Origin of the sequence: Limisphaera sp. 4302-co (assembly GCF_049537155.1) — a bacterium.
Taxonomy (GTDB): domain Bacteria; phylum Verrucomicrobiota; class Verrucomicrobiia; order Limisphaerales; family Limisphaeraceae; genus Limisphaera.
On record NZ_JBMVQZ010000010.1, the window covers coordinates 25,673 to 42,040 of the forward strand.

Consider the following 16,368-nt stretch of genomic DNA (forward strand, 5'->3'; position numbering starts at 1 on the left):
AGGGTCCCTGATCCCGGCTTCGTGTCTGCGCCTGTGCTTCTTTTCATGTGTCAACCGGCTGCGGTCCGGTTTCAGAACCGGTCGTCAGGTGCGCATCCCACTGCGCTGCCGCATCGGCGCGGGCGGCCGGGGCCCCCGCGGGCTTGACTCCCAAACTCCCTCGTTGGGATGATTGCAAGACTTCCACGCTCTTCCGTCAGGCCGGCTCAGTGCTCTGTTGGGTCGGGAGTATCTGGTTGGAGTCCTTCGAAGAGCTCGAAAGCGAGGTGGCGGCGCGATGTTCTCAGCCGGGCGCGGGGATGCCGAAGGCCATTGTGTGTGAGCTGAGGGCCATGGGTATCGAGGCGCAAGGTGACCGGGTCTCCGGTTTCGAACGCTGGGACGGCCTTTTTCAAAGGGGGTCAGGGTTGAGGAGTTGAATCCACGCGAGCGCCGGGCGGGAGGCGTGCGGGTCCCTGATCAGGTGGGAGAACTTCGGAGTGAACCTGTGGTCGGGCGGCGGGGTCGTGGTGCGGGGTGCGGATCCTGCGGGGCTTTTCAGGATTCGGCGCGGCGTCGGTCAAGTGGCTCCATCCTCCGGGTGGCGGGTCGGTGCGACGAGCCAAGGTTGGGAGCGGTCGAGCTGTTGGACCTCCACGGAGGTCCAAGGGCTTTTCCCTCGGGCGTGACATGGTCCAGACTGGGCTGCGGCAACCCGGCGGGTGGTCGGTGCCCGGCCTGGAGGCTGTGCGGCCCGGCCACCAGCAGGGGCGGCAGCTCCGGGCCGCAGGCCGGGTTTGTGCTTGTGACAAGGTTGTGTGAAGGCCATGGAGGAAGGAGGAACCATGAAAAGGGTTGGGAAAGCCGCGAAGGACCGCGCGTCCGATTCCGGGAAGGAATCTGCACCAGGAGCGAAGCAGGCACAGAAGATGCGAGGGAGAAGTGAGATGGAGGACTGCGAGCCGGATGATCGGGAGGTGGTATTGCTGGCGGTGACGGGGAGGTCGCCGGCGGTGCTGACGGAGACGATTTGGGCGCTGTCACATCCAGCGGATGGTTCGCCGCCGGTCGTGCCGCATCGGGTGGTGGTGGTGACGACGGTGGAGGGCCGGCGCGAGTTGGAGCGAGTGTTCCAGCCGTCGCAGGTGCTTGGGGGCATCAGCCCCTGGGAGGCGTTGCGGCAGTCGTTGGAGAGGGAGGGATTGCCGGTGACGGGCCGGCTCCGTTTTGGCCGGACGGGAGACGACATCCGGGTGATCACGCGGGTGAATCCGGCAAAGCAGGAGAGCGAGGAATTGTCGGACATTCGTTCGGGCGAGGACAACGACGCTGCGGCGGATTTTCTGCTGGATCAGGTGCGCGGAGTGGTGGAGAACCCGGACACAGGATTGATCGCGTCCATTGCCGGCGGGCGCAAGACGATGAGCGCGTTGTTGTATGCGTGCATGACGTTGGTGGCGCGGGAGACGGACGCGGTGGCTCACGTGTTGGTCTCGGAGCCCTATGAGGGGCTGGCGGAGTTCTGGTTTCCGGGCCAGCCCGGCGGGTTCCCGGCCGATGCCGCGGGCCGGCGGCATGATCCGGCTGCGGCCCGGGTGGAGCTGGCATGGGTTCCTTTCGTGGCGTTGCGGGAGCTGTTTGCGCGGGAGCTGGGGCGGAAGCCCGGCACGTTCACGCGTTTGGTGGAGATGTGCCGGGGGCAGATTCGGCGTCGGGCGGCCGAGGGGCTTCGGATCGCGCTGGACACTCAGAGGGCGGAGTTGGAGGTCAACGGGGTCCGGCTGGGTTTGGCGCCCACGGAGATGCTGGTGTTCCTGTTCCTTGCGCAGCGGGCCAAGCAGCGGGAGCCGGCGTTCGGGTCGTACAAGGACGCGGTGGGGGAGCTGAACGCCTTCCGGAATGAAGGGCGCATGCAGGCCGGCGGCCGGACGGGGAGCTGGTGGCAGGCGGCGTCGTTGGCTGCGGAGTGGGATGAACACGACCTGGCGCGGGCGGTGGGTTTTTTGCGGCAGAAACTGCGCGGGGCCGGAGGGGAGGCGGCCATTCTGGCCCAGTGTCTGCCGGTCAAGGGCCGATGTTCCCTGGACGTGGAGGGGGCGTTGATTCACATCAAGTGAGACGGAGGCTGGCGGTCTTGTGACGAGGGGAGAGGATCCGGGTGCTGGGCTCGCGAGGGCAGGACCCTTGGTCTGGCGAGGGCTGCGCCCTGTGCCTTGGGCTGCCGGGGAGGGGTTGGCGCTGGAGGGGTCGTGCGGGACCGTGTGAAGGGACACGCCGGGGGAGCATCCCGAAGTCGGGCTTGGTGGAGTGGCAGCGGGAGGTTCGGGACGGATCCGCCGTTTCCGAGCGGCGCAGCGCGGGGGAACGGCGGTTCAGTTGCCGCATTTTCCGGCCCGTCGTTTTGGCGGGGACTCGGGCAGGAGGGATTCGAATCCGAAGAAGGAGCGCGCGTTGGCGTAGCAGAGGTTGCGGATGAGGGGGGCGAGGAGTTTGTCATCGTTCGGGATTTCGCCGTTTTCGACGTCGCGGCCGACGAGGTTGCAGAGGACGCGGCGATAGTATTCGTGGCGCGGATAACTCATGAAGGAGCGGGAGTCGGTGACCATGCCGACGAAGCGGGTCAGGAGGCCGAGGTTGGAGAGGGTGTTGAGTTGCCATTCCATGCCCTCTTTTTGGTCGAGAAACCACCAGGCCGGGCCGAACTGGATTTTGCCCGGGATGCGGCCGTCCATGAAGTTGCCGAGCATGGTACCGAAGACGTAGTTATCGGCGGGATTGAGGTTGTAGAGGATGGTACGGGGGAGGCTCTGCTCCTGATCGAGGCGGTCGAGGAAGAGGGCCAGGTTGCGTGCCTGCGGGAAATCGCCGATGGAATCGAATCCGGTGTCGGGGCCGAGTTCTCGGAACCTGCGGGTGTTGTTGTTGCGCATGGCGCCGAGGTGGAGCTGCATGACCCAGTTTTTTGCGGCGTTGAGGCGGCCGATGTGGAGCATGACATGGGTGGCGAAGGCGTCGCGTTCGTCCGGGCTGACGGGCCGGCCGGCGCGGGCTTTGCGGAAGATGGTGCGCAACCGGGTTTCCGTGGTGAAGGTGGCGAAGGCGCATTCGAGTCCGTGGTCCGTGGCGCGGCAACCGAGTTCGGCGAAGGCGTCGTGACGGCGTTCGAGTGCGTGGAGGAAATGGTCCCAGGAGGCGATGTCCACATTTGCCGCGGCGGCCAGTTGGTCCACCCATGCGTTCCAGGGTTGGGTTTGGTGGATGTTGAGGGCCTTGTCCGGGCGGAAGGTGGGCACGACTTTGAAGGGGAGTTCTTCGCGGGCGAGGGACTTGTGGTGGCGGAGGTCGTCGGTCGGGTCGTCGGTGGTGGCGACGAGCTGGACGTCGAATTTTTGGAGGATGCCGCGTGCGGAGAGTTGGGGTCTGGCGAGGCACTCATTGGCGCGTTTCCAGATGTCGGGTGCGGTATGTTCGTTGAGGAGGCAATTGATGCCGAAGTAACGTTTGAGTTCGAGGTGGGTCCAGTGGAAGAGGGGGTTGCGGAGGGTGTGGGGGACGGTGCGGGCCCAGGCGAGGAATTTTTCGTAGGGCGGCGCGTCGCCGGTGCAGTAGCGTTCGTCCACGCCGTTGGAGCGCATGGCGCGCCATTTGTAATGGTCGCCTTCAAGCCAGATTTCGAAGAGGTTCTGGAAGCGGCGGTCCTCGGCCAGGTCGCGGGGTGGCAGGTGGCAGTGAAAATCGAGGATGGGTTCCGGCTCGGCGTACTCGTGGTAGAGCCGGCGCGCGGTGCGCGTGGTCAACAAGAAGTCCTCGTGAATGAAGCCCTTCATGGTTTCCAGCAAAGCGCAGGGTTTGTGCCGGCGGCAAGGTGCAAATTGTGCACGAAGACCCCGGTTTTTTGCACGGGACCGGGAGGCGCCGGAGGGTGGAAGTGGCGTGCAGTTGCCAGAGAGTCCGGGTCGGGGCTAGGCTGGCAGCAGAGGCGTGCCGGCCGGGCGCCGGCACGACGGGGCCAGTTGGGCAGAACATGGGATCCGGACGTTTTTGGGCGGTGTGCTGCGTGTGGGTGGCGGGACTGGGTGTCCTGTCCGGGGCGGCGCCGCGCGGTCCGGTGGAGATGACGGTCCGCGTGTGGCGGCCGGAGGACGGGCTGCCGGATCGGACGGTGACGGCGGTGTGGCAGACGCGGGACGGCTATTTGTGGGTGGGCACGCCCAAAGGTCTGGCGCGGTTCGACGGGGTGCGGTTCCGGGCGGTGAGGCCGTGGGGGAGCGAAGCCGGGGAGCCGTTGGCGGTGACGGTCTTGTGCGAGGATGGGCAGGGACGTTTGTGGGTGGGGACGCAAGGTTCGGGCTTGTTCGTCTGGGAGGGGGAAGGCCTGCGACCGGTGGCGCTGCCGGTTGCGCCCTCGGTGCCCATTCACACGGTGACGGCGATGGACAACGGGACGGTGTGGGTGGGCACGGGAGCCGGGCTGGTGGAATGGCGGAACGGGCGGAGTCACCTGTTCAGCGTGGCCGACGGACTGCCGCACGACACCGTCAGCCAGGTGTCTTTGGCAAGGAACGGGGATCTTTGGATTACGACGGCCGGGGGGATCTGCCAGTTGCAGGGGGGACGGATCCGGCCGGTGCGGTTCGAGGCGGAGAGCACGGGGCGGAGTCCGGAGTTTCTCGGTGTGTACGAGGACCGGCAGGGCAACCTGTGGGCGTTCGGGGACACGTATCTGGTGAATCTGACCGAGGGCAAGCGGGTGAATTACTTCCGGAGCGGCGATGTGACGTCGGTCCGGATCTGGACGTTGTGGGAGGGGCGGGACGGTCGGTTGTGGATCGGCACCAGCGGGCAGGGATTGTTTTACTTCACGGGTGAACGGTTCGTGCCGCTGACGTTGCGATCCGGGACGCTTCCGAACGATGTGCGCGCGCTGTGCGAGGACCGGGCGGGGAACCTGTGGTTGGGCACGGGCAATTCGGGACTGGTATGCCTGAGTCCGGCGCGTGTGTGGTTGCATGGCGCGGAGTCAGGTTTGCCGTCGGGTCCGGCGATCCTGGTGGCCTCGCATCCCTCGGGCCGGCTCTGGGCGGGTGTGGAGGGGCATGGTCTGTGGATGCGGAGTGGCGACACCTTTCAACCGGCCGGTGGGTGGTGGCGGGGTGCGGTGAGGAATCTGGTCAGTGCAGTGGCTTTTGAGGGGCCGGATGTGATGTGGGTGGGCACGGCCGGTGCGGGGCTGTACGAGGTGCGGCCGGATCGTGTGATCCGGTACGGCACGGCCGACGGACTGGTTTCGGATGACATTGGGCTGGTGGGGACCGATCCGGCCGGGGGACTGTGGGTGGCTCCGCGTTCGGGAGGGCTCCAACATTGGAACCCGGGAGATCCGGCTGGGGCTGCGGAAACGGCTCCTGTTCCGCAGGAGCGGGTGACGGCGTTGCTGGTGGAGGGCCAGGAGGTGTGGGTGGGGACCGAGAGTGGCCGGCTGTGGCGCCGCCGGGGCGGGGTGTGGCGCGAGATTGAGCCGGGGCCGTGGTCGGAGCCGGTGGCTATTCGGTCGTTTTGCCGGGGTGCGGGGGAACGGCTGTGGGTGGGCACGGATCGGGGCCTGGTCTGCTGGACCGGGCGCCGTTGGTTGGTGCGGTCGTGGGCGGACGCGGATTGGGTTCCGGTACGTGGGTTGCAGATGGATGCACAGGGCGGGCTGTGGTGGAGTACGGGGACGTCGGTTTACCAGTTGCCGCCGGCGGCGGTGCGCCGCTGGGGGGATGGCGATTTGAAGGTGCGTCCGCGCCGCTGGCTGGTGCCGAGGAGTCGTTCCGAGGGGTCTTTGCGGTGGGGTTGGCCGCAGTCGGTGACGGGACCGGACGGACGCATCTGGTTTGCCACCGAGTCCGGCCTGGTAAGTGTGCAGGCGGAGGAGGTTCCGGAAGAGTTTCCCGCACCTGCGGTCTGGATCGAGAGTCTGGTGGTCAACGGGGAGGCCTGGCCCGTACCGCGTCCGCCGCCCGGGGAGTCGAGAGTCAACGGGGCGGGTCACTTGCGATTGCCGGCCAGCTTGCGTTCGCTGATGGTGGAGTTCACGGCGCCCCTGCCGGCCGGAGGGGAGCGAGTCCGGTTTCAGCACCGGTTGGATGGTTTCGACGTGGACTGGGTGGACGACGGTCCGGAGCGGCGCGTCCGGTATGGTCGGTTGCCCGGGGGACATTACCGGCTGCAGATCCGTGCGCGGAGCGAGGATGGCAGTTGGGAAAGCGAGGTGACGGAGCTGCGGTTGCTGGTGCCCACGCCGTTCTGGCGGAGTTTCTGGGGGATGATGTTGTGGGCGGTGTTGTTGGCTGGGAGCGTGGCCGGGGTGGTGCGCTGGCTTTCCCACCGGCGCCTGCGTCGGCAGTTGGAGCATCTGGCGCAGCAGGAGGCCATGCACAAGGAACGGATGCGGATTGCGCGCGACATGCACGATGAACTGGGTTCCAAGCTGACGCGGATCTCCTTTCTGAGCGAGCGTGCGCTGCTGGAGACCAAGGGCACCGAGGCCACGGCGGGCAAGCTGCAGGCCATTGCGGACACCTCGCGTGCGTTGTTGCAGGCGTTGGACGAGATCGTTTGGGCGGTCAATCCCAGCAATGACAGTCTCGAACATCTGGTGTCCTACCTGGCGCAGTATGCCACGGAGTACTTTCAGGGCACGCCGGTGGAATGCCAGTTGCGGCTTCCGCGCCAGGTGCCGCACGTGCCGTTGACGGCCGAGGTCCGGCACGAGGTTTTCCTTGCTTGCGAGGAAGCGCTGAGCAACGTGCTCAAGCACGCTCGTGCCACGCGGGTGCATCTGGAGATGCAGGCGCTCAACGGTTCGCTCATCATTCGTGTGGAGGACGACGGTCAGGGGTTCGAACCCGCGGCGTCCTCCCACCCCGGCCAGGACGGCCTGCGGAACATGCAGCGTCGCATGAGCGACATCGGCGGGTACTGCCGTGTCACGGCCCGGCCGGGCCTGGGAACCGTGGTGGAGCTGGGTTTCCCGCTTCCCCGAGCAGACGCATGAAGACGCGATCGGACATCATTCGAGTGGCGATTGTGGACGATGAGGCCGAGCTTCGAGAGCAGATTGCCGCCTACATTGACGCAGCAGAGGGGTTCCACTGCGTTCGCGCCTGCGCCAGCGGGGAGGAGGCGCTGGCCTGTCTGCCGGAGGACCGGCCGGACGTGGTGTTGATGGACATCAACCTCGGCAGCATGGACGGCATCGAGTGCGTACAGCGGCTGAAACCGCTGCTGCCGGAGGCGCAGATCGTGATGCTCACCGTGTTCGAGGACACCGACCGGATCTTCCGGGCGCTGGCGGCAGGGGCCACGGGGTACCTGTTGAAACGGCTGGCGCCTCCCCGGCTCCTCGACGCGATCCGCGAAGTGCACGGCGGCGGCTCGCCCATGTCGGCGCCCATCGCGCGCAAGATCGTGACCTCCTTCCAACAACCGCCGCCGCGACCGGACCCGGCGTCGGAATTGTCGCCGCGCGAGCGCGAGGTGTTGGAAGGGCTGGCCGAGGGGCGGGCGTACAAGGAGATCGCGGACAAACTGGGAGTGAGCATCCACACGGTTCGCAACTACATCCGGCGCATTTATGAGAAACTGCATGTCCGCTCCCGCACGGAAGCGGTGGCCAAATACCTGCGCCGCTAGGAAGAAGGGTTTGGATCGGGCCCGGCGGAGAAGGATTGCCCCGGTGAAAAAGCGGGGCAGAGGCCGGGCGTTTGTTGCGGCGTGGTGTGCGCTTCCATCGGTGGCGGGTTGGCTGGTGGCCGCCTCGCATGCGGAGGGCCAGCCACAGACGGACACGGCCGCCTCCTGGAGGATCGTTCCGGGCAGCATGACCACTCGATGGGCCGAGGAGGTGAGCCCGGACCGGGTCTGGGCCGAGTACCCGCGGCCCACCATGGTGCGACCCGACTGGCAAAACCTCAACGGGCTGTGGTCGTATGCCGTGAAGCCGGTTTCGCAGGCCGAACCACCCGCGGCCTGGGACGGGCGGATTTTGGTGCCCTTTCCCATCGAATCACCTTTGAGCGGGGTGGGCCGGCGCCTGCGCCCGGACGAGCGACTCTGGTACCGGCGCACGTTTCGCGTCCCGGATTCGTGGCGGGAGCGGAGGCTGCGACTGCACTTCGGGGCGGTGGACTGGTGGTGCCGGGTATGGGTCAACGGGGTTTTTGTGGGCGAACACCGGGGGGGTTACGATCCCTTCACGTTCGACATCACCCGGGCCGTGCGGTTTCAGGATGAGAACGAGCTTTTGGTGGCGGTACAGGATCCCACGGAAGGGGGTCAGCCCCGTGGCAAACAGGCGCATCGGAATGAAGGGATTTTTTACACGCCGGCGTCCGGCATCTGGCAGACGGTGTGGTTGGAGCCGGTGCCGCAGCTCTGTATCAACCGACTGGTGCTCCGGCCAGAATTGAACGGGCTGCGCCTGCGTGTGGACCCTTCAGGGTCGGACGATGAGTTGGGAGTGGTGGCGGTGGCCCGGGCGGAGGGACGGGAAGTGGCTCGTGTCACCGGGCCGGCGGCTCGCGAGCTGTGGCTCCGGATTTCCGAGCCGCGTCACTGGTCGCCGGAAGACCCGTTTCTTTACGACCTGGAGGTGGCGCTGGTCCGGCGGGGCGAACCGCTGGATCGTGTGACCAGCTATTTCGGGTTGCGGACGGTGACGCTCCGAACGGGAGAAGACGGCCGGGCCCGCATCGCGCTGAACGGTCGCACGATCTTTCAGCTTGGGACGCTCGATCAGGGTTACTGGCCCGACGGCATTTACACGCCGCCCAGTGACGAGGCCATCCGGCACGACCTGCAGTTTCTCAAGAATGTGGGGTTCAACCTGGCCCGCAAACACGTCAAGGTGGAGTCGGAACGGTGGTATTACTGGTGTGACCGACTCGGGCTGCTGGTCTGGCAGGACATGCCGAGCGGCGAGAATCATTCGCCGGAGACGCGGCTGCAGTTCGAGGTGGAACTCCAGCGCATGATCGAGGCCCGGCGGAATCATCCCTCCATCATCGTCTGGGTGCTGTTCAATGAGGGCTGGGGCCAGTACGACACGGAGCGTCTGACGGCCTGGGTGAAGGAACTGGATCCCGACCGCCTGGTGAGCAATGCCAGCGGATGGACGGACCGGCAGGTGGGTGATCTGGTGGACGTGCACAGTTATCCGGGGCCGGTCTCGCCGCCCCCGGAGCCGGCCCGTGCGGCGGTGTTGGGTGAGTTTGGCGGGCTCGGCCTGGCGGTTCCCGGGCACACGTGGTCCACGCAGTTCTGGGGGTACGTCATGCTGCCGGATGCCGCGGCCCTGGCTGCGCGGTACCAACGTCTGCTCCAGCAGGTGTGGCAGCTCCACCGCGTCAGCGGCCTGAGCGCCGCCGTCTACACTCAGACGACCGACGTGGAAACCGAATGCAACGGCCTGCTCACCTACGACCGTGCGCTGAGCAAGCTCGATCCGGCCTTTCTGCTGCGCGTCAACCGGGATCCGTCGGCACCCTGGCCGGGGCGGTTCCTTTCGCCACCCGCATTCCTCGAGCCGGTTACGTGGCGGTACCGAATCACCAGCCCGCCCGAAGGTTGGTATGACCCGGGTTACAACGACGCCGACTGGGCCGAGGGATCCGGCGGGTTCGGCACCTACGGGACTCCTGGGGCCTTTGTGCAGACGACCTGGTCGGGGCCGGACCTGTGGTTGCGCAGGGTGTTCACCTGTCCGGATCCGGTGCCCGAAAACGTGCAACTGCTGGTCCACCACGACGAGGATGCCACGGTCTGGATCAACGGGGTGCTGATTGCCCAACTGAAGGGTTACACGACGGATTATGTGGCGGTACCGCTGGGCGCCGAGGCACGGGCGGCCCTGCGCCCGGGCACCAACGTGCTGGCGGTCCATTGTCATCAAACCCGCGGCGGGCAGTATATTGATGTGGCGTTGTGGATGCCGAACGGGGAGGCCGGGAACCCGGGCCCTGCAGAACCGGGATTGAACGAGCCATGAAGGACCAACCCGCGGTGGATCGGGAGCAGAATCCATCGGCGCGCGGCTGCGCGGCGGGCACCGGGCCCGCGGCGCCCGCACAGCCTGCCGCGCAGCGACCGAGTCGGCCGCGAACATGGCCGGCCTATCTGGAACTGGCGCAGAGCGGCGAGCTGCGTCGCCGGGCCGAGCAGGCCAGGTCGGCACTGGCCGTGTGCCGCGTTTGTCCGCGCCGGTGTGAGGTGAATCGCCTGGCAGGGGAGGTGGGTTTCTGCGGAATCGGGCGTCTGGCCCGTGTGGCGTCCGCGTTTCCGCACTTTGGTGAGGAAGATTGCCTGCGCGGCTGGCAGGGGTCGGGCACGATCTTCCTCGGCGGCTGCAATCTTCGTTGCGTGTTTTGTCAGAACCACGACATCAGCCATCGGCCGGCCGGGGATTTGTTGAACGCCGGGGAGCTGGCCGCGGTGATGCTCCGGTTACAGGCGGCCGGTTGTCACAACATCAACTGGGTTACCCCCTCGCACGTCGTGCCCCAGTTGCTCGAGGCCCTTGCGCTGGCGGCGGAGACGGGGCTTCGACTGCCCATCGTGTACAACAGCAGCGGGTACGATTCGGTGGAGACCCTGCAGTGGCTGGATGGCGTGGTGGACATCTACATGCCTGATTTCAAGTTCTGGTCTCCGGAGGCGGCCCGGCGGCTGGCGCACGCGCCGGATTATCCGGAGAGGACGCGGGCTGCGATTCGGGAGATGCACCGTCAGGTTGGAGATCTCCAGTTCGACGAACACGGATTGGCCCGGCGCGGCCTGTTGGTCCGGCACCTTGTCATGCCCGGGAACCTGGCCGGAACGGCTGAGATCGCCGGGTGGCTGGTGCGGGAGATCTCGCCTCACACGTACATCAATCTCATGGACCAGTACCATCCGGCCGGTCGTGTTTTGGGTCCGGCTGGTGCAAGGCTCTACCCGGAGTTGCAGCGGCGGATCACCCGGGCCGAGTGGCGTCGGGCGCGCGAGGTCGCCGAGCAGGCAGGCCTATACCGATTCGACCATCGGGCCTGAAAGGTTCTGCCGGGTGCTGTGAGGCTGGCGATTGCTGCAAGTGGAGTGCCCGGCGGTCTGTTCCGGTAGTTGGCGGGCCTGTCGATCGGGGTTGAAGAGGAGTGTGGGGATGAGCGTCCGAGCCCGTATGAAGAAGCGCGCACGGTTTGCCGGTTTTCTGGTGCTATTGTGGCTGGCCGGGTTCCCTTGCATCTCTGCTGTCAGCCTGACCAACGGCGGTTTCGAAGCCGGTCTGACCGGTTGGCGGCCGCTTTGGACGCGTGATGCCGGTGTCGGCCGCCTTTCTCTGGACAACCACGTGGTGCACTCGGGCCGGGCAGCTGCGCGGGTGGAGCACACGGGCACGCGGGACTGGGCCCTGGAACCGGAGCTACGGTTGGCGGTTGTGCCCGGCCAGGTGGTCGGGCTGCAGGTCTGGGTGCGAAAGTCCGGGTCGGGAACCGCCCTGGTCTGTGCCTCGCTCCGGGACGCCAATGGACAGGTACAGGATTGGACGTACGGCGCCCGGCCGATCGAAGAGGCCGATTCGTGGCAGTTCATCCGCATCCGATGGGTCGTGCCGGAGGGCATCACGGAGCTGCAGCCCCGGTTCATTGGCACCGGACCGGTCACGGTGTGGATCGACGACGTTGTGTGGGAGCCAACGGTTGCGTCCACGCGCCAACCTGATCCCAGGCTGCCGGCGGTTCTCCGGTGGGAAAACGAAGTCCTCTCGATCACCATCCACACATCGCAAGCCACGCTGCAGGTGCAGGATCGGCGGACCGGCATGGTCTGGCGGCAGATTCCCTTGCACCGTGAGATGCGGGTGCTCCAGGTCCGCGCGTTGGGCGGCGGTTGCGAACTCGAACTGGAAGATCTGCGCCGGGATCATGCCCTGCGGATGACCGTGCGCAGCGTGCCGGGGGAGCCGGAACTCATCGTGGAGCTGAGTGGCTCCGGCCCGCTGGAAGACGGACCGCTGCGCTTTCCGCATCCGTTTGAAAGCCGGCCGGGGCAATACCTGGTGCTGCCCATGAACGAGGGCATCTCCTATCCGGTGGAGGACCCGGACGTGGAGCTGTTCCGACTGGTGGCCTACGGCGGACACGGCATCTGCATGGCGTTCTGGGGAGTCACGGACGGGACGGCCGGGCATGCGGCGATACTGGAGACACCGGACGACGCCGCCATACGCCTCCATCGGATTGAAGGTCGTCTTGTGGTGGCCCCGGAATGGGAAGCGCAACGAGGCCGGTACGGCTATCCGCGGCGCATCCGGTACGTCTTTTTCGACCGTGGCGGCCACGTGGCCATGGCCAAACGATACCGGAGGCACGCACAGGAGACCGGCCGGTTTCGAACATTGGAGGAGAAACGCCGGCTGAACCCGCATGTGGACCTGCTCGTGGGCGCGGTGAACGTCTGGTGCTGGGATCGCGATCCGGTCCGACTGGTGCGGGAGATGCAGGCAGCCGGCATCGAACGCATCCTGTGGAGCCAGGGACAATCCCCCGAAACCATTCGACAACTGAACGAGCTGGGTGTTCTGGCGGGACGGTACGACATTTATCAAGACGTGATGGATCCTGCGCAGTTTCCCCGGCTGCGGCACATTCATCCCGACTGGCCCGGAGGAGCGTGGCCGGCGGATCTGGTCCGCGACAGGCAAGGCCGCTGGATCCCGGGCTGGGAGGTGGAAACTCGCGACGGAACGCGCATTCCGTGCGGGGTGCTGTGTGACAGCCGGGCACTTTCACATGCCCGACCGCGCATCAGCGCCGAGTTGCGCACGCATGCTTACCGGGCCCGTTTCATTGACACCGCCACGGCCAGCCCCTGGCGCGAGTGTTATGATCCTTCCCATCCCATGACGCGGCCCGAAAGCCGCCGGCACCGTCTCGAATTACTCCGCTTCACAAGTGAAGAAATGCGCCTTGTGACCGGGTCAGAAACCGGTCACGACGCCGCCGTGCCCTGGGTCCACTACTTCGAAGGCATGCTCAGTCTCGCACCCTATCGCGTGCCCGACGCCGGGCGCAACATGAGCCGGATCTGGACCGAAGTCCCACCGCGGGTGCGCCGCTACCAGCTCGGCTGGCAATATCGTCTGCCGTTGTGGGAACTGGTCTATCATGATTGTGTGGTGGCCCACTGGTATTGGGGCGACTACAGCAACAAGCTGCCCGCCCTGTGGGATCTGCGGGACCTCTTCAACCTCCTGTACGGCACGCCGCCGATGTTCATGTTCGACCGGAAACTCTGGGCGGAACAAAAAGAACGCTTCGTCCAATCCTATCGCACGGTGTGTCCGGTCGTGCGTCGCGTCGGGTACCAGGAGATGACGGACCATCGTTTCCTCACGCCCGACCGGTCCGTCCAGCAAACCCGCTTCGGGAACGGGATCGCCATCACCGTCAACTTCGGCGACTCGACGTGGCGGGCGCCGGACGGCCGGCTGGTGCCCGCGCGCGGTTACCGGATCGAACCCGAATGAGCGGAGCGGTTTCCCGCGCCGCGCCGGCAGTCCTGCTTCAGGGCAGGTGCAACGCCCGCACCCGGATGTTTCGGAAGGCCACCGGACCGTGATCGCCCTGCAGCATCAGGGGACCGACCGGTTTTTCGTCCTCGAACAAGGCCGAGCGTGTGGGCCCGTGGACCACGACGTTCTCGTGCACCACCTGACCATTGTGCAACACCCGGACGAACCGGGCCGGTTCGATTTTCCGTCCCTCCGCATCGAACCGGGGCGCGCGGAACAGGATGTCGAACGACTGCCACCGGCCCGCAGGCAGGCTGGCGTTCACCTTCGGAGAATGACCTTCCACCTCACGGCCGTTCACCCAACGGGGATAAATCCCGCCGCACTCGATCCCGGGATACTTGTCCCGCTCCACGCCGTGACTGTCGTAGATCTGCACCTCGTACCGGCCCATGACATAGACGCCGGAGTTCGAACGCCGGGCCAGGCAGAATTCCACGTGGATTTCCGCATCCCCGAACTCCTCCTCCGACACCAGGTGCACCGTGCGGCCGTTCGGACCGTTCCAGGCCACACCCGATCCCTCCCGGGGCCGCAACCGCCGGGGATCCGCCGGATCCAACTCCACGTCGCCCACCACCTGCCACTCTCCCGTGGGTGCACGCCAGCCGGTGAAATCTCGTCCATTGAACAACTCCCGCCATGAAGCGGACGTTTCCTCGGCGGCCCGACAGCAAACCGGACCCCAGAAAACTGATTCCGGCGTCGTCCCTGCCAGCAAACCTGCGAGCACCAGCGGCCCCAGCGGGGCATGCATCCTCCATGATGGTTTCATCGAGATCCTCCAGAGATCGTTTGCGCTGCGCCCTTTGATGCGGATTGGTTCTAACTCGCGGACCTGACCGAATGCAAGCTCTCCGGTCGGCTCCAGCCGCGGCCTCCGCCACTGCGGCGGCCTGGCACGCGCTTCCAAGGCGGCGGCCGGCGGGATCGGGAACCCGCCCCCGGGCGTCCCCACCAGCCAGGCCGCGCTTTCCACGGCCCTGCTTCGCAGGTCGTCCCAGGCGGCTTCAGTCCACCTGCTCCCAAAAGGTGAGTTCCGGCTCACCTTCGACCAGCTCCGGCACACGGGCCAGAAACGCCTGGAGATGCGGTCGGCGCAGATGTTCTTCCAAGTGTGCCCGGTCGGTCCAAATCTCGTAGAACAGAAACCGGCCGGGGCGATCCTGCGACCGGTGCAAATCGTACCGGATACAGCCGGGTTCCCGGCGTGTGGGAGCGATGAGGTCCCGGAGTGCCTGTTCCAGTTCGGTTTCCCGACCGCGTCGGGCCTGTATCGAGGCGATCACGATCAACGGTTTCATGAGTGTTTCACGAGCAAAGCGCACGCATGTGGGACGCGCGGGCCGGCCTTACGACCTCCTGTCCTTTGGCAATGAAGCAAGGATCTTCTCCGCCGCCTCGCGCGGGTTGGGCGAGGCGGTGATGGGGCGTCCGATGACCAGCCAATCCGCCCCGGCCTCCAGGGCCTCTGCCGGGGTGAGGGTCCGGCGCTGGTCGCCGGGATCACTACCCTCCGGGCGGATCCCCGGCGTGACCAACTGCATGCGTGTCGGCAGCACCTGACGCAGGCCGGCCACTTCGAGCGGCGAACAGACCAGTCCGCGCAATCCGGCGCGTACAGCCAGCGAGGCCAGCCGTTCCACCTGCCGGCCCACGTGATCGTCGCAGCCCACCTCGGCCAGCGCAGCTCCATCCAGGCTGGTGAGGACGGTCACCCCCAGGACCAAAGGTGCCGTGCGCCCGGTCTGGGAGGCGGTGTGTTGGGCGGATTGTTCGGCCGCCTGCAACATGGCCAGGCCGCCGCTGGTGTGAACGGTCAACATCTGGACGTCCAACCGGACCGCCGCCGCCACGGCACGACTGACCGTGTGGGGAATGTCGTGGAATTTCAGGTCCAGGAAGACGGAGGCGCCCGTGGCCCGGATGCTCCGCACGAGGTCCGGTCCCGCCGCCGTAAACAGCTCACTGCCCACCTTGAATCCTCCCACCACCGGCGCCAGTTCGCGTACGAGCGACAGTGCCTGTTCGGCTGTGGGGACGTCAAGGGCCACCAGGATCGGGTTGCGCATGCCTGCAGTATCCGTACCCGTCGGCGACCAGACAATCGCCAAATCCCTCGCCTGACGACCGACGCGGATGAACGAGGAGTCCCCTCGCTGCAAAGAAAAGCCGGCGGTTCCGGCGGGGGGCCTTGGCGGGCAACCACCCGGTCCGATGAGGGTGGACTCGTGCTTCAGTCCGCCCCCGGGCTGTCCCGGCGCCGTTCACCCGGTGGCGGCCCCTGCCGATGTTCGCCGTGGCGCCCGTGTGAGTCCTGCCGCTGTTGGAGCCGCTGGTACTGTTCCACAAGAGCCTGGTGGTTGGTGACGCACTGGCGGTACCGGTCGGCCAGTTCCTCGAGGCGCGTGTTCAATTCGAGGATTCGGGAGGCGGCCTCTTCCAGCTTCTCATCTCGCAGACGCACGGCTTCCATCCAGTTCGTCAGTGCGGCTCGTGTCTGCCCGGCCTCGGCCATGCAACGTTCCCACTGCTCGGTGCGCTGGTGCAGCTCCGTGGTCAACCCGGCAACACGTTGCTCGCTCGCCTGGTATCGGCCTCGGAAAAGCTCGAGATCGGCCTGCGTCTGCTCCAACCGGGTTTCCAGTTCCTGCCGTTCGGCATGGGAACGCGACAATTCCTCCCGGCACTGCCGCAGGCGCAACTGGACGTCACGGTCGTGCCACCACTGAACGACGCACAGCCCGGCCAGGACCGGGATGGCCACCGCGTTGATCCACGGAAGCAGGCGTTGCATG

Annotated in this window: 11 protein-coding genes; 6 read left to right on the forward strand and 5 right to left on the reverse strand. The window is 66.4% G+C overall.

What is annotated here, in order from left to right; genetic code table 11:
- The first annotated feature begins 926 nt into the window (after positions 1 to 926).
- Entirely contained in the window at positions 927 to 2,096 is a 1,170-nt protein-coding gene (csm6, locus tag ACPDIX_RS10790) for a CRISPR-associated ring nuclease Csm6 (protein WP_423431803.1), read from the forward strand.
- A 255-nt stretch (positions 2,097 to 2,351) separates the two neighbouring features.
- Here csm6 and uxaC read toward each other — a convergent pair whose 3' ends face one another.
- Positions 2,352 to 3,806: a glucuronate isomerase gene (gene uxaC, locus ACPDIX_RS10795; RefSeq protein ID WP_423431804.1), complete on the reverse strand. Its 1,455-nt coding sequence runs from the start codon at positions 3,804 to 3,806 to the stop codon at positions 2,352 to 2,354.
- A 197-nt stretch (positions 3,807 to 4,003) separates the two neighbouring features.
- On the opposite strand from uxaC, the gene ACPDIX_RS10800 reads away from it, so the two are divergent.
- The 5 genes from ACPDIX_RS10800 to ACPDIX_RS10820 all read left to right on the forward strand — a co-directional run bounded on the left by ACPDIX_RS10800 (position 4,004) and on the right by ACPDIX_RS10820 (position 13,525).
- On the forward strand, positions 4,004 to 7,018 hold the full coding sequence (locus ACPDIX_RS10800) for a sensor histidine kinase (protein WP_423431805.1): 3,015 nt from the start codon (positions 4,004 to 4,006) through the stop codon (positions 7,016 to 7,018).
- The gene (locus ACPDIX_RS10805; protein WP_423431806.1) at positions 7,015 to 7,656 is read left to right on the forward strand and encodes a response regulator; all 642 of its coding nucleotides are present in this window, start codon (positions 7,015 to 7,017) and stop codon (positions 7,654 to 7,656) included. The genes ACPDIX_RS10800 and ACPDIX_RS10805 overlap by 4 nt, the downstream gene beginning before the upstream one ends.
- Before the next feature lie 187 nt (positions 7,657 to 7,843).
- On the forward strand, positions 7,844 to 10,009 hold the full coding sequence (locus ACPDIX_RS10810; RefSeq protein ID WP_423431807.1) for a sugar-binding domain-containing protein: 2,166 nt from the start codon (positions 7,844 to 7,846) through the stop codon (positions 10,007 to 10,009).
- Positions 10,006 to 11,049, forward strand: a complete 1,044-nt coding sequence (locus tag ACPDIX_RS10815; RefSeq protein ID WP_423431808.1) for a radical SAM protein — start codon at positions 10,006 to 10,008, stop codon at positions 11,047 to 11,049. The genes ACPDIX_RS10810 and ACPDIX_RS10815 overlap by 4 nt, the downstream gene beginning before the upstream one ends.
- A gap of 109 nt (positions 11,050 to 11,158) precedes the next feature.
- Positions 11,159 to 13,525: a glycoside hydrolase gene (locus ACPDIX_RS10820; protein ID WP_423431809.1), complete on the forward strand. Its 2,367-nt coding sequence runs from the start codon at positions 11,159 to 11,161 to the stop codon at positions 13,523 to 13,525.
- A gap of 37 nt (positions 13,526 to 13,562) precedes the next feature.
- On the opposite strand, the gene ACPDIX_RS10825 is transcribed toward ACPDIX_RS10820, so the two are convergent.
- The 4 genes from ACPDIX_RS10825 to ACPDIX_RS10840 all read right to left on the reverse strand — a co-directional run bounded on the left by ACPDIX_RS10825 (position 13,563) and on the right by ACPDIX_RS10840 (position 16,367).
- Positions 13,563 to 14,345 carry a 3-keto-disaccharide hydrolase gene (locus ACPDIX_RS10825; protein ID WP_423431810.1) on the reverse strand — a complete coding sequence of 261 codons (783 nt, stop codon included), beginning with the start codon at positions 14,343 to 14,345 and terminating at the stop codon, positions 13,563 to 13,565.
- A gap of 235 nt (positions 14,346 to 14,580) precedes the next feature.
- The gene (locus ACPDIX_RS10830; protein WP_423431811.1) at positions 14,581 to 14,874 is read right to left on the reverse strand and encodes a putative quinol monooxygenase; all 294 of its coding nucleotides are present in this window, start codon (positions 14,872 to 14,874) and stop codon (positions 14,581 to 14,583) included.
- A gap of 48 nt (positions 14,875 to 14,922) precedes the next feature.
- Positions 14,923 to 15,642: an orotidine-5'-phosphate decarboxylase gene (gene pyrF, locus ACPDIX_RS10835; RefSeq protein WP_423431812.1), complete on the reverse strand. Its 720-nt coding sequence runs from the start codon at positions 15,640 to 15,642 to the stop codon at positions 14,923 to 14,925.
- A gap of 164 nt (positions 15,643 to 15,806) precedes the next feature.
- The gene (locus ACPDIX_RS10840; protein WP_423431813.1) at positions 15,807 to 16,367 is read right to left on the reverse strand and encodes a hypothetical protein; all 561 of its coding nucleotides are present in this window, start codon (positions 16,365 to 16,367) and stop codon (positions 15,807 to 15,809) included.
- Position 16,368 lies beyond the last annotated feature (1 nt).